The sequence below is a fragment of the Holdemania sp. 1001302B_160321_E10 genome (genome assembly GCF_015552275.1).
Classification (GTDB): domain Bacteria; phylum Bacillota_I; class Bacilli_A; order Erysipelotrichales; family Erysipelotrichaceae; genus Holdemania.
Genome location: NZ_JADNEM010000003.1, coordinates 25,058 through 45,811, shown reverse-complemented (window position 1 = coordinate 45,811; position 20,754 = coordinate 25,058). Strand labels below are relative to the sequence as shown.

Genomic DNA, 20,754 nt, shown 5'->3' with positions numbered 1-20,754 from the left:
AGTCACTTGAATCGTTAACGGCGATAACCGGAAAGGTTCACTTTCACTCCGAGGTGGATTTCAGCACGGATTGACAACAGTTTTCACCAACCACTGTTTCTCTAAAGAAAATCATGTACTTACTTATCCTCATCTACGTTTTAACACCTTCATTTTAATCAAGCCCCATTTTTTTGTCAATGGATAAAACGAAACCAACGTAATTCCGATTTCATTCCTTCTTCAGTTTGACCCGAAAGAAAGAAAATAAACGAGAAATTGAGATATTGAATCCGCAAAACGAAAATTAATCTGAAAACTTACGAACTGGGCGGATATATTTCCAGCACCGCTCAGGATTAAAATAGAAATAAATTAACCGTCCTGGAGTCGTTGTATCATAACCATATCCAGTGTCTTTGAAATCAAAATCAGCCATCGCCTTCTCAACTTTTTCCTCAACGCTGCGATTTTCCTGTTCATAATCAAACGGGCCATGCTCAAAAACGAGGTATTCGCCCTCAGGAATTTCTGTCAGCTGCATCCCTGTGGGAATTTCTCCTTGATACTCGTTGGGAAGCCGGACTCCGTAACACTCTGTACGGGGGAAGCCCCAGTCGCATAGCCGTCCTGACGGATCATTACGATAAGCCATAATCTGACCTCCGCCGCTGTTCGCTTCGCTTCCGCCCTCATCATCTAATTTTCCTTTGATACTGTCGAGCAATCCGCAAATCGTTGCCTGATCCTGACCTGGAATCTGATTTTGTTTCTGCCAGAAATCCCAGTATCCGTTACTCTCTTTATTTTCAACATACAAAAATTGATGAGCTGGAATCGTAACGAAATAAATTTTTAAAGCTTCTGATGACTTAACCATACCAATCTCTCCTTGTCCAAAAAAGTAGCGATCAAAAGGATTGATTTTCGTACGTAAAATAACTGGCACAGGATGTCTCCGATAATCGCTGGGCGTTATGCCATACAAGTTTTTAAACGCCCGGGTAAAGGCTTCATGGGAAGAAAAGCCATAATCCAGAGCGATTTCCAGGATTCCTTTCTCACTGTCACGGACTTCCTTTAAAGCAAAGGCCAGTTTCCGCCGGCGCAGATAATCCCGAAACACCATTCCCGATATTGCCTTAAATTTTCGCGCTGTATAAAACTCGGAATAGCCCAGCTGATCGGCCAAAGCATTCAAGGTCAGAAATTCGTCCTGATGCGCTTTGATACTCTCGTCAATCACATTAACGACGTACTGAATCTGTTTTTGCCATTCAAGCATAAATCTTTCCTCCTTTCGCTGCTTACTTTGCAATTATAGGCCACCCCCTGCTTCGCCGCTTGATCAGACTTGCCTTTTTCGTTTTTCACTTTCAGGAATTGAAGATCTTGATTTCAGCTTGAATATTATTCTTATTAAAATTGAGAACGCTTCTCTTCTCTGTTACATCCTATTCTTTATCCTGTTCTAAAAATTATTAAAGTGAATGTGAATTCCGAAAAAAAGCTATAATCTTAATCGACTATAGCTTTTTCATTACTTTTTAAAACTAGTTCTATTTCAGTCTATTCCTGAATCTCAGATTCAGATGCGTCACCTTGAACTTCGCTGCTCTGATCCCCGGTTTCATCCGTTTCTACCGTTGAATTCAGTTCGCTGTTTCCGGCTTCGTCCTCTGTTTCCTCATCGTCTTCCGACTTGTAAACGATGGCAACCGTTGAAACACTCTGGCTGTCTTCTACGGAAATCAACTTCACACCCTGCGTATTCCGGCTGTATACCGAAACCTTTTCCAAACTGATTCGAATGACGATTCCTTCGTTGGTCATAATCAGGCAGTCTTCATCGCCGTTGACCGCGCGTAAGAAGACTAACGGTCCGTTCTTATCGGTAACCTGAACGGTCTTTACCCCCTTGCCGCCGCGGTTGGTCATTCGGTAATCCTCCAGTTTGGATTTCTTACCATACCCCTTTTCCGTAACGGACAGGATGTACTGACCTTCAAAGTCGGTCGTCATGCCGATAACCCGGCTGCCGTTGACATTGAAGCCCTTGACACCGGTTGCGGTCCGGCCCATCGGACGGACGTCGGTTTCATCGAAGCGAATTGCCTGTCCATTCGCCGCCGCAATCAGAATCTGACTGCTGCCGGTCGTCGGTTTCGCGCTGATCAGCTCGTCGCCCTCGCGCAGATTGATCGCAATCTTACCCGATTGCCGGATATTTTCGAATTCTTCAATCGGGACACGTTTGACAATGCCCTGCGCTGTGACAAAGAACAGGAACTTCGCCGGAGAATTCTCGCGTTCTACCGGTACCATTGCCAGTACCTTTTCATCCTTGTCCAGATTCAACAGGTTGACGATTGGAATGCCCTTGGAAGTCCGGGAAGCCAGCGGGACCTGATAGCCCTTGATCCGGTACACCTTGCCCTGATTCGTAAACATCAAAAGGTAATCGTGCGTCATCATCGTCAGGAACTGATCGACGATATCATCCTCATGCATGCTCATGCCCTTGATACCCTTGCCGCCGCGATTCTGCAGCCGGTAGGTATCGACCGGAATCCGCTTGACATAGCCGTTGACCGTCATCGTGATCACGACGTCTTCCTGCGGAATCAGATCTTCATCCTGCATATCAATTTCAGCGTCGATGATTTCGGAACGACGCTTGTCGTTGTACTTTTCTTTAATCTCCGTCAATTCCGAACGGATGATTTCCAAAACGCGGCTGTGATTGTTCAGAATATCCTTTAAATCGGTAATCTGCGCCATCAAACCGTCATACTCTTCTTCAATTTTCTGCCGTTCCAAGCCGGTCAACCGTCTGAACTGCATATCCAGGATCGCCTTCGCCTGAATTTCGCTCAGGCCGAAGTTTTCCATCAACCCGTTCATCGCAATGGATGTGTCCTTGGAACTGCGAATCAGGCTGATGATGGCATCAATGTGATCCAGCGCAATCTTCAAGCCTTCCAAGATATGCGCACGGTCTTCCGCTTTCTTCAATTCAAAGCGTGTCCGGCGCACCGTGACGTCGATCTGGTGATCAAGATAGCATTTTAAAACATCCTTCAATCCCAGCTGCTGCGGGGCGTTGTCGACCAGAACGATCATATTTACGCCGAACGACGTCTGCAGCGAGGTCATGCGGTACAGCTGGTTTAAGATAACGTCGCTCTGGACGTCCTTACGCAGTTCGATCACGATGCGGATGCCTTCCATGTTGGATTCATCGCGCAGATCAGTAATGCCCTCAATAATCTTCTCACGGACCAGACTGGCGATCTTTTCAACCAGCGCCGCCTTGTTGACGACATATGGAATTTCCGTTACGATGATCTGTTTCTTGCCGTTAGGCATATCCTCAACCTTGACCTTAGACCGGATCATGATGGATCCGCGGCCGGTTTCATAGGCCTGCTTGATGCCCGCACGGCCTAAGATATACCCGCCTGTCGGGAAATCCGGACCGCTGATGTAATCTTCCATCAGTTCCATGACCGTGATATCCGGGTTCTCCATCAACGCAATGACAGCGTCGATCGTTTCTCCGAGGTTATGCGGCGGAATATTGGTCGCCATGCCGACCGCGATGCCGGTTGTCCCGTTGACTAACAAGTTCGGGAAGCGGCAAGGCAGAACCACCGGTTCGTGTTCCTCGCCGTCGTAGTTATCCATCCAGTCGACAGTATCTTTATTGATATCGCGCAGCAGCTCCATCGAAATCTTGGACATGCGCGCTTCGGTATATCGCATAGCCGCCGCTCCATCGCCGTCAACCGAGCCGAAGTTGCCATGGCCGTCGACTAACGGATAACGATAGCTGAAATCCTGAGCCATTCGGACCATCGTTTCATAAACCGCGGTATCCCCATGCGGGTGATATTTACCGATAACTTCACCGACGATACGCGCCGATTTCTTATGCGGCTTATCCGCAACGATGCCCAGATCGTTCATCGCGTACAGAATGCGGCGGTGGACCGGCTTCATTCCATCCCGGACATCCGGCAGCGCTCGCGCCACGATAACGGACATGGAGTAATCCAGAAAGGATGTCCGCATTTCACTGGAAATATTCGTTGTTTTTATATTTCCGTGATTAAAGTTGTTCTCATCCATCGACGATCCTCCTTAAATATCCAAATTCTTCACGAAATGGGCGTTTTCCTGAATAAAGTTGCGGCGCGGTTCGACTTCGTCGCCCATCAGCATCGAGAACACGGCGTCCGCATCCATCGCGTCTTCAATCGTCACCTGAATCAGGGTTCTGACTTCCGGATCCATTGTCGTTTCCCACAGCTGTTCCGGATTCATTTCACCCAAGCCTTTGTAACGCTGAATATTCAGCCGGTCGCCCAGCTCAGCTTTGACATGATTCAATTCGTCGTCCGAGTAGGCATAACGAACCTGTTGGCCCTTCTGAATCTTATACAGCGGCGGCTGCGCAATGTAGACGAATCCGCCTTCAACCACCGGCCGCAAATAACGATACAGGAATGTTAACAGCAGCGTGCGGATATGTGCGCCGTCGACATCGGCATCGGTCATGATGACAATTTTATGATAGCGCAGCTTCGTCACGTCGACTTCCTCGCCGACCCCCGCGCCGAAGGCGGTGATCATCGAACGGATTTCGTTGTTGTCAAAAATACGGTGCAAACGGGCTTTTTCAACGTTTAAAATCTTACCCCGCAGCGGCAGGATCGCCTGAAACTTGGAATTTCTTCCCTGTTTTGCGCTTCCGCCGGCGGAGTCCCCTTCCACCAGGTAAATTTCGCAGATTTCAGCATTCTTACTGGAACAGTCAGCCAGTTTTCCCGGCAGTGAACTGATTTCCAGCGCGCTTTTCCGACGTGTCAGTTCACGGGCTTTTTTCGCCGCCAAACGTGCTTTGGAGGCCAGCTGCGCTTTTTCGATGATCAGCTTCGCGCTGTTCGGATTTTCCAATAAGAACCGTTCCAGCTGTTCGCCCAGAATGTTGGAAACGATCTTGCGCACTTCGACGTTGCCCAGCTTGGTTTTCGTCTGGCCTTCATACTGCGGATCCGGATGCTTGACGGAAATGATCGCGGTCAGCCCTTCGCGCACATCGTCGCTCTGCAGCCCTTCCTCGTCCTTTTTCAACAAGCCCGCCTCCTTGGCGTAGTTGTTTAACGTGCGGTTGAGCGCCAGCTTGAAGCCTTCCTCGTGCGTGCCGCCCTCGCCGGTATTGATGTTGTTGCAGAATGAATACACATTAGGCACATAGCCGTCATTGTACTGCATCGCAATTTCAACCTGGATGCCGTCCTGCTCGCCTTCCACGTAAATGATTTCTTCGTGGATCGGCGTCTTGTTTTTATTTAAAAACGCGATGTATTCCTTCAAGCCGCCCTCATACAAAAACGTATGCGTCCGCTTGACTTCATCTTCCATTCTCTCGTCCGTAAACAACAGCTTAATGCCCTTGTTTAAGAAGGCGATCTGGCGCAGCCGGTCATATAACACGTCGTGGTTGTAAGCGACGGTTTCCGTAAAGATCGTCGAATCCGCTTTGAAACGGACTAAACTGCCATGCTTATCCGGATCGCAGGTCCCGATCTGCTTCAGCGGCGCAACCGCCTTGCCGCCGTTTTCGAAGCGGATAAAGAAGACCTTGCCTTCCTTGTAGACCGTGACCTCCAGCCATTCGCTCAGCGCGTTGACGACGGAAGCGCCGACGCCGTGCAGACCGCCGGAGACTTTATACGCTCCGCCGCCGAACTTGCCGCCGGCGTGCAGAACAGTGAAAATCGTTTCTACCGTTGAAATTCCCGTCTTTTCATGAATTTCAACCGGCATGCCGCGGCCGTTATCCTCGACCGTGACGATATTTTCAGGATCGACAGTGACTTCAATATCCGTCGCATACCCGGCCAGCGCCTCGTCGATCGAGTTGTCGACGATTTCCCAGACCAGATGATGCAGGCCCTTTTCCGAAGTCGAACCGATATACATGCCAGGCCGTTTTCGGACCGCCTCTAACCCCTCCAGCACTTGAATATCATGCGAGGTATAAGAATGCTCTACTGGTTTTTCCATATTCAATTCATGTCCTCCTTCCAAGGTCGTATCTGACCGCTGTCTATTTCTGCAATTTTAACTTTTCGCGACAGAAACGGAAGCAGATCCGCAATTTCCGTCGTCGTAATAAACGTTTGGATTTCCGGGGAAATCAAAGAAAAAAGGTTTACCCTTTTTTGTTGATCCAGCTCCGACAACACGTCGTCCAAAAGCAATACCGGCAGTTCGTGAAGCTGATCTGCAATGAAGTCGATCAGCGACAGTTTCCACGCCAGTACAATCATTCTCCGCTGACCCTGGGAAGCATAGCTCAACACATCCCGTCCGTTGAGCTGAAAGCTCAGATCGTCGCGGTGAACGCCGCTGGACGTCGTCTTCAAAATCCGGTCGCGCTCGCGGTTTTCCAACAATTTGCGGCTGATTTCTTCCCGCATCGCCGCCGGCCCGGTTTGTTCCGTGATCGTATGGTAGGCCGCCCTGACCTGCGCTTCTTCTTCGGCCAGCGTGCTGTACATCCGGCTTAAACTTTCATTCATCCTGGCGATGAATTGCCGCCGCATCGTGATGATTGTCAGCTGCTGCTCGATCATCTGCTGATCCAGAACCTCCAGCATCGCGTTGTCGACGTGTTCGCGTTTCAAAAGGCTGTTGCGTTCTTTTAAAAGCTTCATCATCGCGCTCAGCGCCTGCATGTACCGCGGCGAAACCTTGCCGATCTCCACGTCCATCAACCGTCTTCGTACCTTCGGCGGCGCTTCAAAAAGCTCCAAATCCGAAGGCGCAAACAGCACCGCGTTGAGCTTGCCGATGAATTCGCTGGATCGGGATATCGGCTTCTGATGGATCATCAGCGTTTTTCCTTTTCCGTGAATCACCGCCGACAGCACCATCTCCGGCTCAGTATCCAGCCGGCATTCCGCCTTGCAGAAGTCCTGGCCTTCCCGGATCATATCCTGATCCCGCACAGCCCGGTGAGATCGTGTCGTCGAAAGCAGTACGATGCTTTCCAGAAGATTGGTTTTGCCCTGCGCGTTTTTCCCGATGATCACATTCATGTGCGGATCCGGGATAAACTGGCAGGAATCATAGTTTCTGAAATTTTTCAGGCGGATCTGATTGATCTTCATCGTTCGATCGTATAACGCTTATCCTCGATCCTGATTTCATCACCGGGATAAAGCTTGCGGCCGCGCCGGTCTTCTTTTTCACCGTTGACCGTAATCTTGAGTTCTTTCACTGCCAGCTTTGCTTCGCCCCCGGAGGAGATCCAGTCCGTCATTTTCAGCAGCTGCCCCAAGGTAATGAATTCCGTATCGATTTTGATCATTGTCAGAGTCCTTTCCTGCCTGTGGCCTATCGTATAGATTATACCACAAAAGCAAGCAAAAAGCACCGTCTGGGTGCTTTTATTTCGTGTTTCAGAAAGATTTAAGAATAGGTTCTGACCGGCAGAACCAGCTGCAGAATCGAGTCATCGTCAGTGTTGCGGATGACGAAGGGTTTCATCTCGCCGCTGAACAGAATTTTGATCGTCGTTGCGGATAAAACGCGGATCGCTTCAAACACATATTTGCCGCTGAATGAGATTTCAAGCGGATTGCCTTCATAGCCAAGGATGTTTAAATTTTCAACCGATGAACCGACTTCCTGTGATTTGCTGGAAATGACGACTTCCTCGCTGTTGGCACTCAGCTTGACGATGGAAATGCCTTCATTTTTGATGAACGACGCACGGTCGATCGCATTGAGCATGTCGCGGGAATCCACGGTCAGCTCATGCGCGAATTCTGTCGGAATTAAACGGGCGGTTTCCGGATAGGCGCCGTCGATCAGACGGGTCTGAATCACGGTTTCACCAATCCAGAACTGCGCTTTCTTATCCGAGACGGCGATCAGCACGCTGCTGTCCTGAGCGATCGTCTTGGACACTTCATTTAAGCTCTTGGCCGGGATGGTAATGTTAAAGTTGTTTTCGGAGGTCAGATCGACGATCTTGCGGGCCAAGCGGTAGCTGTCGGTAGCGACGCATTCCAGCCGCTTGCCGCTGCACTTCATGTTGACGCCGGTTAAGACCGGGCGGGTTTCCCGATCACTGGTCGCAAACGTCGTCTGGCTGATGACCTTTAATAAGACGTCGGCATCCATTTCAAACTGCTGACCCGGGCGGGTAAAGTCGATCGCCGGATAGTCCAGGGCGCGCATCCCGTTGATCCGGAATTCTGCCGACATCCCGCTGATCTTGGTCAGCGAACCGTCGACGATTTCCAGTTCGATTTCGTCGGCGTCGATCTTTCTGACGATTTCGAGGATATATTTGGCTTCAATCACAATCGAACCGGTTTCTTTGACGATCAGATTGGTTTCTTCATCGCTGCCATTTAATGTGGTCTGGATGGAGATATCGGAATCACTGCCGGTCAGTACGATGGAATCCTGATTCACTTCAATTTTGATGCCGGATAACGCTGGTAATGGCGAGTTGGAAGAAATCGCTCTGGATACGGTATTGAGGGCAGAGTAGAAAACTCGCTTGGAGATTTTGAAATTCATGGTGTACCTCCCTTGTGTTTTTATTAAGTATTCAAGTTCAACATCATTAGGACTGTGGAAAAGTGGATAACGTTTCAAAAAGCCTTATATTACAGGTCTATTTTATCACTTTTGACGGCGGAAATAAAGTGGAAAGCAGTGGTTAACTATTTGACCTGCATGAGCTTCTCCAGCTCGCCGACTGCCTGCCGGTAGGTCTCGTCGTTCTTTAACCCCTTCTCAACTTTCTCGCAGGCGCTCATCACCGTCGAGTGATCACGCTTGCCGAATTCATCGCCGATTTTCACGTAAGGCATGTCGAGATGCTTGCGGCACAGATACATCGCCATGTGCCGGGCGGTCGCGATGTTTTTCGTGCGCGTTTTGGAGACCAGCTGCAGTTTGGTCAGGCCATAGTAATCGGCGACGCAGCGGATGATCTTGGAGGCGGTCAGATCGTTTTTATCAATCGTCTGGGCCTGGCCGCGGAACGCGGAAACCGCCGTTTTGAAATCGATCCGGGTGCTGTTGGAGAAGTTGATTGAATAGAATAATAAACGGTTGAGCGCGCCTTCCAGCTTGCGCACATCCTGCGAAAAATTCGAAGCGATGTATGCCAGCACATCGTCGTCGATGATCGCCGGATCGACGCTCTGCTTTTCCAGCTTGACCTTTAAGATCGCAACGGACGTTTCAAATTCCGGCGAGTCGACGCCGACGGACAACCCGGAAGAGAAACGGCTGATCAGGCGTTCTTCCAGTCCTTTGATCTCGGTCGGATGGCGGTCGGAGGTCAGGCAGATCTGCTTCTTGTTGTTGACCAGTTCGTTAAAGATGTAGAAGAACGTTTCATGGCTCTTTTCCTTGCCGGCCAGAAACTGGATGTCGTCGACCAACAGGACGTCCAGATCGTTCATTTCTTCTTTGAATTCCTGAATCTGGCCGTTTTTGATGGAATTGACGACGGCGTTGACGAAGTCTTCGCTGGTCGTGTAGTAGACTTTTTTGTCCGGCGCATGGGCGCTGACGTAGTTGCCGATCGCGTTTAACAAATGCGTCTTGCCTAACCCGGAATTGCCGTAGATGAACAGCGGGTTGAAAAACTGTCCGGGATTGTAGGCACAGGCCAGCGCTGCGGAGTGGCTTTCGCGGTTGCTTCCCCCGACTACGAAATTGTCAAAAGTGTAATCCGGGATCAGGTTGGTCGTGTTCAATCCAGTGATCGCCGGCGCTTTCTTTTTCGCCGCCATCGGCCGGATTTTCTGCAGCTGGCTTTCCATGATAATCTCGCAGCTGATCTTCCGTTCCTGAACTTCGCTGATCGCTTCTTCAACGATCTCTTTGTTCTGCATCATAATCGTTTGCTGGATATACCCGGGCACGACGACCAGAGCTTTCTTTTCATCAAGGTCCATCAGCTTGGAATCGGAAAAAAACTGATTAAAGATCAGATTGTCCAGTTTTTCCTGCTGTTTCCCCTTTTCCAAGATCAGCGTCAGGGTTCGTTTCCAGATATCGGATAAGTAAGAATCCATTACTGTCATTTTTTATACAACTCCCATTCGTGGATAAGTTTCCATAGCACTACTAGTTTAGCTAATTTATCAGCATTTTTCCACGATGATTTTCTTCCAAAAAAAGTTTTCCACAGGATAAGTGTCCTTAAATCGGTGTTTATTGTTTGTTTATGCCGGGTTATCCACTGTAATCCACATCTTTTCCATTGTGGAGAAAGTGGGGAAAAGTGGACATGGATAACTTTTTTGGGGAAAATGGGGATAAAACCGGTGGAACATAAAGTTATCAATAGTTTATCCATATCAAAATAGCCTTTTATAAAAGTCTTTTTGACATAATCCACCATTATCCACAACTGTGGATAACTATTGAATGTGGAATGCGGAGAAGGCGTGGATAAAGAATTATCCAACCGCGGGAAAACCCCGAAAATCCGCGGGTTGGACAGAAGCTGCGGTTTTTCCTGTGGATATCTTGGGATTTGCTTACCATTGCCGCGATGGTATAATTACAATACGATAAAGTGAGGATTAAAAAATGATACGTTTGATCTTTTGCGACGTGGACGGAACGCTGGTTCAGGATAACGAGCAGGGGGAATACACGATTTCGGTGGAAAACCTCCGGGAAATCAACAAGACGGTGAACTCCGGCGTACACTTCGCACTGGCGACGGGGCGTCCCGCCGACTTTGTTCCGCGGACTTATGGCCGGCAGTTCAGCTTTGATACGGTCGCCTATTCCGGCGCTTACGTCACATCGCGCCAGAAGCTGATTTACGAAAGTGTATTTACGCTGGAAGAAGCGCGGCATGTCCATGCTTTGTTGGAAAATCAGCCGGCGGAACTGTTGTGCATCACGAATCAGAATGATTATTGCTTTGCGGATCGGAAACCGGAATACATCGACGAATTTTCCGATCCGGACAATGTGCCGGACCATCGGGAAATCCTGCCGTGGACACTTGCGGAGCTGAGCCATCGCAAACCTGAAATAACCTTTGTTTCGCTGGTGATTCTTTGCCATCAGCCGGAAACGTTAGCGCTGCTGGCCAGACAGGCTGCGCGATTGGGCTATGATCCGGTCATGACCCGCCATGATGGATACTCGATGATGAAACCCGGCGTCAACAAGGCCAGCGGAATTCAGAAGATCGCCGCACTCGACCATGTGCCGCTGTATGAGATCGCCGTTTTAGGGGATTCTATCAATGATCTGGAAATGTTTGAATTGATTGAAGAAAGCTACGCGATGGAAAAAAGCAATCCGGAAATCCTGGCGCGGGCTAAATATATTGTGCCCGACGTTGCTGAGGCGCTGCGCCGGATTCAGGAGAAAAACCGGGAAGAACAGGAGATGAGCAAGTGTTGAAAATAACGAAAATACTGATTGCCCTGATGCTGGTCATGACGATCGACGGTTGTGGAAAAAAGGCAAAGACGCCGGCCGAGGATCATTCTGCCCCTGCCGAAACGACCTCGCCGCAGCCAACTGATGCACCGGAGGAGACTCCGGCGTCGGGTAAGGAGGATGGGGAAGGAGATATTCTTATGGAAGTTCCAGATCTGACCAGTCTTGAAAGCATTACGCTGATCGTCAACAAGCAGCGTCCCTTAGGCGAAGATTATGAACCGGCCGACCTGGTGAAACCGGATGTGCCGCTGGCCAAGTCTTCCGTCACGCTGCGTCAGGAGGCGGCGGACGCGATGAAAATCATGTTTGACGCCGCAAAAGAAGACGGCATTTCTTTAATGATCGGCAGCGGCTACCGTTCTTATGATTATCAGAAAAATTTGTATAACAACTATGTCGCCCGCGACGGCGAGGAAGAAGCCAGCCGCTATTCCGCCAAACCGGGCCAGAGCGAGCACCAGACCGGACTGGCCGCCGATTTATCCGGAACGAACGGCAGCTGTTATCTCAAAGGCTGTTTCAAGGATACCGACGAAGGCGTCTGGCTGAAAGAAAACGCCTGGAAATACGGCTTCATCCTGCGCTATCCGGAAAGCAAGGAAGAAATCACCGGTTATATCTTTGAACCGTGGCATTACCGCTATTTCGGCACGGAAGAAGCGCAGAAAATCTATGAAAGCGGTTTAACCGTAGAAGAATATTACAATTTACTGGATTAGGCTTTTCAATTTCTAATTCATCTGCTATAATAGGGCTGTTTTTGAGCCAATGAAGAAGATGAAGGAGCAGCGATGAAGAAAAAATGTCTCTTTTTTGATATTGACGGTACGCTGGTGGATGAACAGACGCACCAGATTCCGCAAAGTACGATTGAAGCCCTGCACGCGGCCCGGCGCAACGGCAGCGTTGTATTTATCAACACCGGCCGGCCCTATTCCCACGTTTCAGCGAGGATCAAAGCTTTGAATTTTGACGGCTACTGCTGCGGCTGCGGTACGGAAATTCTGGTTCAGGGAAAACCCCTCTACCGTCATCAGATTCCACAAACCGTCTGCCAGCAGATCAAGGAAAAAGCCGACGCGTGCCGGATCGACGTATTCGGTGAAAATACGCCGACCTGTTACGTCAGCCTGGGACATGTGGAGAACGGTTTTGTGAAGTCGATGGAGATTCTGCACAGCGAAGGCTTCAACAACATTGTTCCCTGGATTGACCACCGCTCCGAATTCGTAAAGTTCTGCATCGCTTATGATCAGCGCAGCGATCTGGAAGACTTCAAACATTTTTTGAAGCAGAAAGAATTTGCGTTTATCGACCGTTTCGACGGATTCGCGGAGATTGTCCCTCAGGCTTGCAGCAAAGCAATGGCGATTGACGTCGTGCGGGAAAAATACAATGTTGATCTGCAGGACTGCTACGTCTTCGGCGACAGCACGAACGATCTGCCCATGCTCAAACATGTGCCGCACAGCGTTTTAATGGGTAACGGTACGCCTTCCCTGCAGCCTGTCGTTGAAAAGGTCACGGCCCCGATCGATCAGGATGGCATTGCGAAAGCACTGAAAGAATACGGCTTGATCGGCTGAATTGATATAAAAAAGCAGAAACCTTCCGGCTTGCAAGATGTCGGAAGGTTTTATTCTGAAAAACGCATGAAATTGAAGAAGGTTTCTGGAAAAATAAGTTTTCTGTAGGAGCTTTCGATTTGAACGCGTGATTTCAGCGCTGTTTTAATCCGCAAATCCTGTTTTATTCTGGGCGGTCACAACGACTGCATGCAGGGAAAAACAGGATAGACAAACGATTATAAAATGATTTTCGTCTATCAAATCAATAAAAAAACCGGCCGCAGTGCTTGCAAGTTTGGATAATCGCTGAAAAGCGGGGCCGGAAATTTATGATCAAAAGGATGTCTGAAAAAAGATCGGTGCCCATCCTGCCGCAGTGACTGTCTGATCAGGACGCTAGTGTTGCGCCGGAGGATCTTCCCGATGAACCGGGCGGTCCAGATCCTTTGCCGTTTTAGAATCCACAGGCGAGGTCCGCAGGTAAAAACTGTTTTTCCCCTGCCGTTTTGCCTGATACATTGCTATATCTGCGGCGTCATACAGCTGATCATAAGTCGTGCCGTCGATGGGCGCGTAGGCAATGCCGATGCTGACGGAAAAAGTTCCGGCTTTTTCCGCAGCGAGCCGTTTAAGAATATGCGAAGCTTTCTGAACCGCAATCATCGGATCGCGGGTTTGTCCCATGAAAACCATGAATTCATCCCCGCCCAGTCTTCCGATCACGTCGTTCTGGCGAAATTCGGATTTAAGCAGCTCTACGAGGTCAATCAGGATCTGATCGCCGATCCGGTGACCCCGCGTATCGTTAATCTCTTTAAAATTATCAATGTCCAGTAAGAACAAAAAGCCGGTTTCCTCTTCATTCAGATGTTCGGTGATCTGCGCTTTGGTTGCTTCCCGGTTCAAGGCGCCGGTCATCGCGTCAGTGGAAGATTTTTCGATCAATCGTTCCTCCTTGGATTTCTGATCCTGAATGTCGGCGATCTTTCCGATAATGGATAACGGCCGCCCGCCGCGCTCGCGCAGCGTTTGTCCCTGGCAGGAAACCCAGCGGTAATTCCCGGCACGGGTCTGGAAACGAACGTCGATGCGGTATAAGGTATCAACGGCGGCCTGGGACGCTGTTTTCAGCATGGTGATCAAAGTGGTCTGGTCATCCGGATGGATCAAAGGCATGGCCCCCGGATAATCCATGGGGTAAAGAATCAGATCAGCCGGCACGTTAAATCGTTCCGCAATGTTGGGCGTAAATGTCAGCCGCTGTGTTTTACAGGAATATTCAAATAAAATGGTATCCGAGAATTGTGCGAGCAGATCGTAGCGCGCCTGATTGTGCAAAATTTTCTTCCGCTGCCAGATAAAAATAGTGATGATCATTCCAGCGAGCAAAATCAGAAAGAGAATCAGCGAAGCAGTTAAAACCGCGGCGTTTTGGCTGATCAGCTTGGAATATCCCTTAAATTCGTAAGGATAAGCGATCGTCAGCAGCAGCCAGTCGTTATAGCCCAAAGCGGAAATCGTGAGATACAACGCGCGGTTTTTCGTGCCTTTGACCAGCAGCATATCGCTTTCGCCCCGGTTCAGCGCCGCTTCCACATGGGCGATCGCATCTTCAGAAACGCCGATGTTCTCCAGTTCCGACTGAAGCTGATAAGGAATTTCCGGCCATCCAAACGGCTCAAGAATAATTTCGCCGTCGCGGCGGATCAGAAAATTCTGGGCATATTCTTCATTTCTGGCATTGGGAACACTGACGAACAGATTGGCGTTAAGAATGCTGTGGAAGGCGCCGATCACCTGACCTTTCTGGATCACCGGGACAGAAACGCTGATCAGGGCGTCCGTCCCGTATTGTTTTTGGCGGAACAGATCCGAAACGTAAGGATGGCCGTCCAGCAAGTTTTGGATCCCCTGCGGATCAGTTCCCGGCACCGGCGTATTGACCATGGATTGCAGCGTCTGAGCGGAAACATATTGAATATCCCGAACCGTATTGAAGTTTTCAATGGCAGTCAGATAGGATTGCGTCCAGGGGCTGTTGGGATCGGTGTCGGACGTCTGGTAAATTGCCGCGATGGCTTCCAGACTGCGCTGGGTATCTTCAATGGCATTGATCGCTTCTAATTCCTGCTGCTGATGAGAAACGCTCAGGATTTCACTGATCAGTTTCTGAAAAACCTCTTCATTGCGCTTTTGATTGATCTGAAGCAGACCGGCAATCACCAAAAGCGACACGATCAGACTGCCGGCGATCAAAAACCAGCTTGTACGGAAAACCGTCTTTTTTTGAGAGAAATTCGTTTTGTGTTTCATGGATCTTCACCCGTTTTCTAAGGAGAAAAAGTCGTCTTCTGACCTTGTGCACGTGAAAAGCAAATATTACCGACGTTTTAATGAAACAAAGAAGAAGAAAAACGGAAAAAGAATTCCGGTTTATATTTCTTCCGGAAATCAGCGTTATTGATTTTCAGGTTTTGTTTTTCTGGTTTGTAATTGCGGAATTATCCCTGGGATAAACTGGTAAAATGATAAATTGAATTCAGGAATAAAGAGTATCTTTATTGTATAGCTTTCAATCGGGAGAATCAAGAACAGGGCTTAAAAAGGTGCGCCAGAAGCGCCGAGAAATTCAGTAAAAGAGATGCTGAGGAAGCGGCCGAAATTGCCTTGATCTGAGTGAAAATAAAAAAAACTTCTTTCATTTTATCAAAAAAGGAGAAATCAGAGGGGGAAGTCGGCGGAGTTTAGTTGACTTTTACAGAAAAACTATTGTATAATGTACCAGCAATTGCTCATTATTGTATAAAAAGAACTGGAGGTGGCTCTTTAATATGAAAAGAACTTATCAACCGAGCAAAAGAAAACACCAAAAAGTCCACGGTTTCAGAGCCCGCATGAAAACGGTCGGAGGACGTAAAGTTTTAGCCCGCCGTCGTGCTAAAGGCAGAAAGATCTTGTCGGCATAAAATAGTCACCCACAGGTGGCTTTTTTAATAAATCAAGATGAAGAAAAAATATCGGATCAAAAAAGCCGGCGAATTTCAAACGATTATTGAGCATCGGAAATTTGTCAGCTGCCCTTCTTTCGTACTGTATGTCAAAGCACGCAAAGAGGAGCACAGCCGGATCGGAATTTCTGTCGGCAAGAAATTGGGCAATGCCGTGGTCAGAAACAAAACCAAGCGTCAGGTGCGGATGATGTTTCAGGAAATTTATGATTTTGATGAAAATTTTGACGGAATTTTAATCGTCAGGAAAAAGTTTCTGGAACAAAGTTATGCAGACAACAAAAAAGACTTGGAAAGCCTTATTAAAAAAGTTAAAATAAAGAAGTACGCATGATTATTCAGTTAAGGAGAGTTCAATGAGAAATCGTAAAAAACAGTTGCTTCTGCTGTTGGTCTTCGTCGCGCTGCTGTTTTTGGCAAGCGGATGCACATCACCAGTAGATCCGGAAACAAAAGAAGTTATTCAAATCACATCAGAGACGACGTTTAAGTATATGATGGCCAATGAAAACTGGTTCAACGCATTCTTCGTCTTCCCGTTATCGAAGTTAATTAACTTCCTGACGCCGTATGTCGGAGTCGCGCTGTCCGTTTCCATCGTCACCCTGCTGGTTCATCTGATCACGCTGATCTTCACGATCAAGTCGACGGTCATGACTCAGAAGATGCAGGTCATCCAGCCGGAAATGAACCGGATCACGAAAAAGTACGAAGGCAAGACCGACGAGCGTTCCCAGATGGCGCAGGCTCAGGAAATGCAGCGCTTATACAAGGAAAACGGCATCAATCCGTTCGGCGCAATTATTTCCTCTTTCATTCAGCTGCCGATCATCATGGCGGTTTACATGTCGGTTCAGCGTGCTGAATCCGTCGTTAACGGCACGATGTGGGGCTTAAGTCTGAAAGAAACGCCGCTGCATGGCATTATGTCGGGACAGTGGCTGTATCTGGTATTGTTTGTCATCATGGCGATCTGCCAGATCGGTTCGATGATGCTGCCGCAGTTCTTAGCGACGCAGAAAGCGAAGAAGGAAGCCGCCGCACATCATAAAAAGTATGAAAAGACCAAGCAGCCAGGCGGCAATATGATGATCTACATGATGGTCTTCATCCTTGTCATCTCCGTTAACTGGCCGGCAGCCATGACGATTTACTGGGCTGTTTCTTCGCTGGTTATGATCTTTAAGACCTTGTTCGTTCAGTTTATCTATATCGATAAGAAATAGAAAAGAAGGGACTTTATGAAGAAATACACAGGAAAAACATTAAATGACGTACTGAATTCCGCAGCGAAAGAAAAAGGCGTGTCCGTCGAGGAACTGACTTATTTCGTTACCGAAGAAAAACAAGGATTCCTGGGAATCGGAGCTTCAGTCACCGCTGAGGTTTATGCTTCCTGTGATGTCAAAGAGTTTCTCTTCAATTATATCGGCGAGTTTTTCACCGGTCTGAATCAGGATGTCGAAATTGAGATCTTTGAGGAAGACGGCGGTTATCGGATCATGCTGAACGCGGAAAACAACGCGGTGATCATCGGCAAGAACGGCCAGACGCTGCAGGCGTTGAATACCGTGGTGCGCGGAGCTGTCAATTCAGCGTTCCGCAAGCGTTTCTCAGTCATGATTGATATCAATCATTACAAAGAAGAACGGTATGAAAAGGTGAAGTCGATTGCCGGACGAATTGCGAAAACGGTGCAGCGCACGAAAGTGGATGCTTCACTGGATCCGATGCCGAATGATGAACGGAAAGTCATCCATCAGTATTTGTCGGACTGGCCATACATCAAGACGGAGAGCGAAGGCGAAGGCAGCCGGCGTCATCTGAAAATCATGTATGACCGCACAAAGACTGCGGGAAAGAAATAAATTGAAGAAAGAGCTGTAACGCAAAAGGAAAAAACCAAGCGTTACAGCTTTTTTTGTGTTCACGGGTTGAAGCGAGAGAACACATTGACATTTGTAAAGGAAATCGTTATGATTATATTGACAAATGTAGAGGTGATAATCATGGGCGGAGAGAAAAGGCTGCCGGACACGGAGCTGGAAGTGATGACGGCGATCTGGCAATGCGAGATTCCGGCAAAAACATCGGAAATTGCCAGACACATTGAACGGGACTGGACGATGTCGACGATTCAGGCGCTGTTGGCGCGTCTGGAAGAGAAAGGGTTTGTACACGTCGCCAAGCAGGGACGGTTGAAAACCTATGTTCCGTTGATCAGCGAAGAAGAATATCGCGATCAGGAAACAGTTCGATTCTTTGAGCGGTTTCACCGTAAGTCGGTGCGCAGTTTATTTATGACGCTGGTTAAAAATGAAAATCTATCAGAAGCAGATCTGGAGGAACTGGAAGAAATCATTCGGAAAGAAGAAAAAAAGCATGGTTGATTTGTTCGGACAGGTCATTGAAATTTCTCTTTCCATGTCTGTGCTCATTCTGCTTCTGTTTATTTTTTCCAAAGCTTTGCATAAACGCTACCGGGCTTCAGCGGCAGTGTTCGCCTGGCTGGCAATCGCTTTGCGGCTGATTCTGCCATGGAATATATCCTTGCCTTCCGCAGCGGTTACGATTCCCATTCCGCAGACCATGGTGCAGCCGCATCCCGTTGCTTCTGTTTTTACCGAAACTTTGCTTCCGGAGATGACCGAGGAGAACGCCGTCCCTCAGATTCCGCAGAATGCGCCTGCGGATAATCCTGAAAAAAACAATGAAGAAAGTCTTTCACCCGCGTCCGGGTTTTCCCTTTCTGCCGTGCAGATTCTGACGGGAATCTGGATCCTTGGCATGGGATTTTCCCTCCTTCGCTTAATTCTTGACTATCATCAGGTAAAAAAACTGTTGATGGCCCGCGGCCGGCGAATTTCCAGGCAAAGTCCGCAAGGCCGTCTGCTGCGCCAGCTGTGCCGGAAAATGCAAATCAGGAAAATACCGCCGCTGATGGTCAGCCGGTCAGCACCGACGCCGATGGCAATCGGTTTTTTCAATCCGTCAATCGTTTTGGCGCCGGAATTGTTGGACCATGAAAATCTGGATCTGATTCTGATGCATGAATTAATTCATTTAAAACAAAAGGATTTGTGGAAGAAAGTGCTGCTCAGCGCAGCGCAGACGATCCACTGGTTTAATCCGCTCGTCTGGCTGATGAACAATCAGGCGGAAAATGATATCGAGATGGCGTGCGATCAGCGCCTGTTAAAAGACCAGCCGAAAGAAGTCAGAGCAGTCTATGGCCGGATGATCGTCGATGTCATCCGTCAGACCCGTCTTCCGATGACGGCATTCTCCACCCGCTTTTCATCAGGAAAACCGCTGAAAAAAAGAATTCAGGCCCTATTTGATTCCTCAAGGAAAAAGAAAGGGACGCTGATCTTAACGTTGATCCTGTTATGTGCTGGCATGGGTTCCATGTTGATTGCCTGCGGCGTTCAGGCTCAGCCAGGCCAGCAGGAAGAACAGTTGCTGCGGATCAGCCGCAATGAAGACAACGCGGAACTGATGGTTCAAAGCGAAGATCCGGCTGTTCTGGAAACGATGCAGAAGGTGATTGAGCGCCAGCGAGCGCCTATCAGCGAACCTTATTATTATGATTTGAAAATCCATTTTAACGGGAAAGACTATTTGGCTTGGACCAATCCCCAATGGCTTTATCTCAAGGATCAACAGGGAAAGATCAGTTATACTGACGATCCTTACGCACTTTATGATTTCTATGCTTTGATCGGTTATGAACAGCCGGAAATCAAGACGGGAGAATTAACGATCAATCCAGTGGAGGGAGAAATCGCAAAAATCACAGTAGCTGATATAAATTCCAGACTCCAGCCTGAAAAGGAAGTCAACTGGCAATGGATTCAGCCGCATCAATATACTTATTTTGATGTGTTTTCTGATCTTCATGGAGAATATGTGGAATTGGGAAAGAATACGTGGACAAATCAAAATCCTGAATTCAAAAATGACTGGTTATTAACCTTCGTCATTCATCCTGGAGATCAATATACAAGCTATCCTTTCCCGGAAGTAATCCATATCTGTTTCCTGAAAGGAGACCTGGCGTTGATCAACGACTGGCTGGTTCAGCTGGATCATGATTACACAGAAGATATCCGTGAACTTTTGAGTAATCTTGGTGAAACAGGATCTCACTTTGAAAGCACAGAAGACGAAGCCAAACTGAAAAAAGAGAGGATCCGAAATAATTTTCCATGGGCTTCAATTATTGAACCTGTGAAAGCAGAATCGAACTATATTTACAATATACCGCAAATGAACCTGCGGATTACCATTGATCAGGAAGTGCCGGCCGATGTGTTTATGATTTATGATAAGCTGTCAAACGAAGTGGGCTTCCAGTATTATGAATGGCCGATCGAAGACTGGATGAGTTCAGATTATACACATGGTTCATATGATGGCTATTATGTTTTCGGTTTATTTGACGAACCCCCGGTTGACGGCGGTTACTTTGGCGACGGCGCTTTGATCGCAACGGAGGTCATGCGATTCAGTGATACGGAAATTCTTTGCATCACTTCGGATTTGGGTTTAAATCTGACGAGTGAAGGAACGGATTATCTGAAATCAGTTGGTTTCTGGCCATCCGACGAGAAATCCATGCCTTTATTGAATCATCTGACTTTTGAAAAAATTCGATAGCTAAATAAAGTTTATATGTTTTTGAT

Annotated in this window: 17 protein-coding genes and 1 other annotated feature (1 of these 18 running past the window's edge); of the genes, 9 read left to right on the top strand and 8 right to left on the bottom strand. The window is 48.1% G+C overall.

Features of this window, described 5'->3' with window-relative positions; translation table 11 throughout:
• Positions 1-145 (bottom strand) — a binding site (T-box leader); it reaches 57 nt to the left of the window's first position.
• A 141-nt stretch (positions 146-286) separates the two neighbouring features.
• From I2D94_RS02440 to dnaA, 7 genes are all read right to left on the bottom strand, one after another.
• Entirely contained in the window at positions 287-1,180 is an 894-nt protein-coding gene (locus tag I2D94_RS02440; RefSeq protein ID WP_229056726.1) for a helix-turn-helix transcriptional regulator, read from the bottom strand.
• 368 nt (positions 1,181-1,548) lie between these two features.
• Positions 1,549-4,110 (bottom strand): DNA gyrase subunit A, encoded by a 2,562-nt coding sequence (gene gyrA / locus I2D94_RS02435; RefSeq protein ID WP_195395489.1) that lies wholly within the window; start codon positions 4,108-4,110, stop codon positions 1,549-1,551.
• 12 nt (positions 4,111-4,122) lie between these two features.
• Positions 4,123-6,051 carry a DNA topoisomerase (ATP-hydrolyzing) subunit B gene (gene gyrB / locus I2D94_RS02430; protein WP_072685177.1) on the bottom strand — a complete coding sequence of 643 codons (1,929 nt, stop codon included), beginning with the start codon at positions 6,049-6,051 and terminating at the stop codon, positions 4,123-4,125.
• A gap of 2 nt (positions 6,052-6,053) precedes the next feature.
• Positions 6,054-7,160 carry a DNA replication/repair protein RecF gene (gene recF / locus I2D94_RS02425; RefSeq protein ID WP_072685178.1) on the bottom strand — a complete coding sequence of 369 codons (1,107 nt, stop codon included), beginning with the start codon at positions 7,158-7,160 and terminating at the stop codon, positions 6,054-6,056.
• Complete coding sequence (gene yaaA / locus I2D94_RS02420) at positions 7,157-7,360, bottom strand: S4 domain-containing protein YaaA (RefSeq protein ID WP_072685179.1); 204 nt, start codon at positions 7,358-7,360, stop codon at positions 7,157-7,159. The genes recF and yaaA overlap by 4 nt, the downstream gene beginning before the upstream one ends.
• Positions 7,361-7,461: 101 nt before the next feature.
• Entirely contained in the window at positions 7,462-8,583 is a 1,122-nt protein-coding gene (gene dnaN / locus I2D94_RS02415) for a DNA polymerase III subunit beta (protein WP_072685180.1), read from the bottom strand.
• Between the two features lie 146 nt (positions 8,584-8,729).
• Positions 8,730-10,106 (bottom strand): chromosomal replication initiator protein DnaA, encoded by a 1,377-nt coding sequence (gene dnaA / locus I2D94_RS02410; RefSeq protein ID WP_072685181.1) that lies wholly within the window; start codon positions 10,104-10,106, stop codon positions 8,730-8,732.
• Between the two features lie 511 nt (positions 10,107-10,617).
• Here dnaA and I2D94_RS02405 point away from each other — a divergent pair.
• The 3 genes from I2D94_RS02405 to I2D94_RS02395 all read left to right on the top strand — a co-directional run bounded on the left by I2D94_RS02405 (position 10,618) and on the right by I2D94_RS02395 (position 13,079).
• On the top strand, positions 10,618-11,451 hold the full coding sequence (locus I2D94_RS02405; protein ID WP_195395488.1) for an HAD family hydrolase: 834 nt from the start codon (positions 10,618-10,620) through the stop codon (positions 11,449-11,451).
• Positions 11,445-12,212, top strand: coding sequence for a M15 family metallopeptidase (locus I2D94_RS02400; RefSeq protein ID WP_195395487.1), 768 nt, complete (start codon positions 11,445-11,447; stop codon positions 12,210-12,212). The genes I2D94_RS02405 and I2D94_RS02400 overlap by 7 nt, the downstream gene beginning before the upstream one ends.
• A 72-nt stretch (positions 12,213-12,284) precedes the next feature.
• Complete coding sequence (locus I2D94_RS02395) at positions 12,285-13,079, top strand: HAD family hydrolase (RefSeq protein ID WP_195395486.1); 795 nt, start codon at positions 12,285-12,287, stop codon at positions 13,077-13,079.
• Positions 13,080-13,457: 378 nt separating this feature from the next.
• Here the strand turns inward: I2D94_RS02395 and I2D94_RS02390 are convergent, their stop codons facing one another.
• Positions 13,458-15,374: a sensor domain-containing diguanylate cyclase gene (locus tag I2D94_RS02390; protein WP_195395485.1), complete on the bottom strand. Its 1,917-nt coding sequence runs from the start codon at positions 15,372-15,374 to the stop codon at positions 13,458-13,460.
• 518 nt (positions 15,375-15,892) lie between these two features.
• Between I2D94_RS02390 and rpmH the strand changes: the two genes are divergently transcribed.
• The 6 genes from rpmH to I2D94_RS02360 all read left to right on the top strand — a co-directional run bounded on the left by rpmH (position 15,893) and on the right by I2D94_RS02360 (position 20,728).
• Positions 15,893-16,027, top strand: coding sequence for a 50S ribosomal protein L34 (gene rpmH, locus I2D94_RS02385; protein WP_072685186.1), 135 nt, complete (start codon positions 15,893-15,895; stop codon positions 16,025-16,027).
• A gap of 37 nt (positions 16,028-16,064) precedes the next feature.
• Positions 16,065-16,403: a ribonuclease P protein component gene (rnpA, locus tag I2D94_RS02380; RefSeq protein ID WP_072685187.1), complete on the top strand. Its 339-nt coding sequence runs from the start codon at positions 16,065-16,067 to the stop codon at positions 16,401-16,403.
• 22 nt (positions 16,404-16,425) lie between these two features.
• Positions 16,426-17,295, top strand: a complete 870-nt coding sequence (gene yidC, locus I2D94_RS02375; RefSeq protein WP_072685188.1) for a membrane protein insertase YidC — start codon at positions 16,426-16,428, stop codon at positions 17,293-17,295.
• Positions 17,296-17,310: 15 nt separating this feature from the next.
• Complete coding sequence (locus I2D94_RS02370; protein ID WP_072685189.1) at positions 17,311-17,937, top strand: R3H domain-containing nucleic acid-binding protein; 627 nt, start codon at positions 17,311-17,313, stop codon at positions 17,935-17,937.
• A 108-nt stretch (positions 17,938-18,045) separates the two neighbouring features.
• Positions 18,046-18,459 carry a BlaI/MecI/CopY family transcriptional regulator gene (locus I2D94_RS02365; protein WP_083538605.1) on the top strand — a complete coding sequence of 138 codons (414 nt, stop codon included), beginning with the start codon at positions 18,046-18,048 and terminating at the stop codon, positions 18,457-18,459.
• Entirely contained in the window at positions 18,452-20,728 is a 2,277-nt protein-coding gene (locus I2D94_RS02360; protein ID WP_195395484.1) for a M56 family metallopeptidase, read from the top strand. The genes I2D94_RS02365 and I2D94_RS02360 overlap by 8 nt, the downstream gene beginning before the upstream one ends.
• The last annotated feature ends 26 nt before the right edge of the window (positions 20,729-20,754 follow it).

What these genes read in the sequence shown, in the direction of transcription:
- gyrA (WP_195395489.1), bottom strand. Translation starts at nt 4,110, where the DNA reads ATGGATGAGAACAACTTTAATCACGGAAATATAAAAACAACGAATATT.
- gyrB (WP_072685177.1), bottom strand. Translation starts at nt 6,051, where the DNA reads ATGGAAAAACCAGTAGAGCATTCTTATACCTCGCATGATATTCAAGTG.
- recF (WP_072685178.1), bottom strand. Translation starts at nt 7,160, where the DNA reads ATGAAGATCAATCAGATCCGCCTGAAAAATTTCAGAAACTATGATTCC.
- yaaA (WP_072685179.1), bottom strand. Translation starts at nt 7,360, where the DNA reads ATGATCAAAATCGATACGGAATTCATTACCTTGGGGCAGCTGCTGAAA.
- dnaN (WP_072685180.1), bottom strand. Translation starts at nt 8,583, where the DNA reads ATGAATTTCAAAATCTCCAAGCGAGTTTTCTACTCTGCCCTCAATACC.
- dnaA (WP_072685181.1), bottom strand. Translation starts at nt 10,106, where the DNA reads ATGACAGTAATGGATTCTTACTTATCCGATATCTGGAAACGAACCCTG.
- I2D94_RS02405 (WP_195395488.1), top strand. Translation starts at nt 10,618, where the DNA reads ATGATACGTTTGATCTTTTGCGACGTGGACGGAACGCTGGTTCAGGAT.
- I2D94_RS02395 (WP_195395486.1), top strand. Translation starts at nt 12,285, where the DNA reads ATGAAGAAAAAATGTCTCTTTTTTGATATTGACGGTACGCTGGTGGAT.
- I2D94_RS02390 (WP_195395485.1), bottom strand. Translation starts at nt 15,374, where the DNA reads ATGAAACACAAAACGAATTTCTCTCAAAAAAAGACGGTTTTCCGTACA.
- rpmH (WP_072685186.1), top strand. Translation starts at nt 15,893, where the DNA reads ATGAAAAGAACTTATCAACCGAGCAAAAGAAAACACCAAAAAGTCCAC.
- rnpA (WP_072685187.1), top strand. Translation starts at nt 16,065, where the DNA reads ATGAAGAAAAAATATCGGATCAAAAAAGCCGGCGAATTTCAAACGATT.
- yidC (WP_072685188.1), top strand. Translation starts at nt 16,426, where the DNA reads ATGAGAAATCGTAAAAAACAGTTGCTTCTGCTGTTGGTCTTCGTCGCG.
- I2D94_RS02370 (WP_072685189.1), top strand. Translation starts at nt 17,311, where the DNA reads ATGAAGAAATACACAGGAAAAACATTAAATGACGTACTGAATTCCGCA.
- I2D94_RS02365 (WP_083538605.1), top strand. Translation starts at nt 18,046, where the DNA reads ATGATTATATTGACAAATGTAGAGGTGATAATCATGGGCGGAGAGAAA.
- I2D94_RS02360 (WP_195395484.1), top strand. Translation starts at nt 18,452, where the DNA reads ATGGTTGATTTGTTCGGACAGGTCATTGAAATTTCTCTTTCCATGTCT.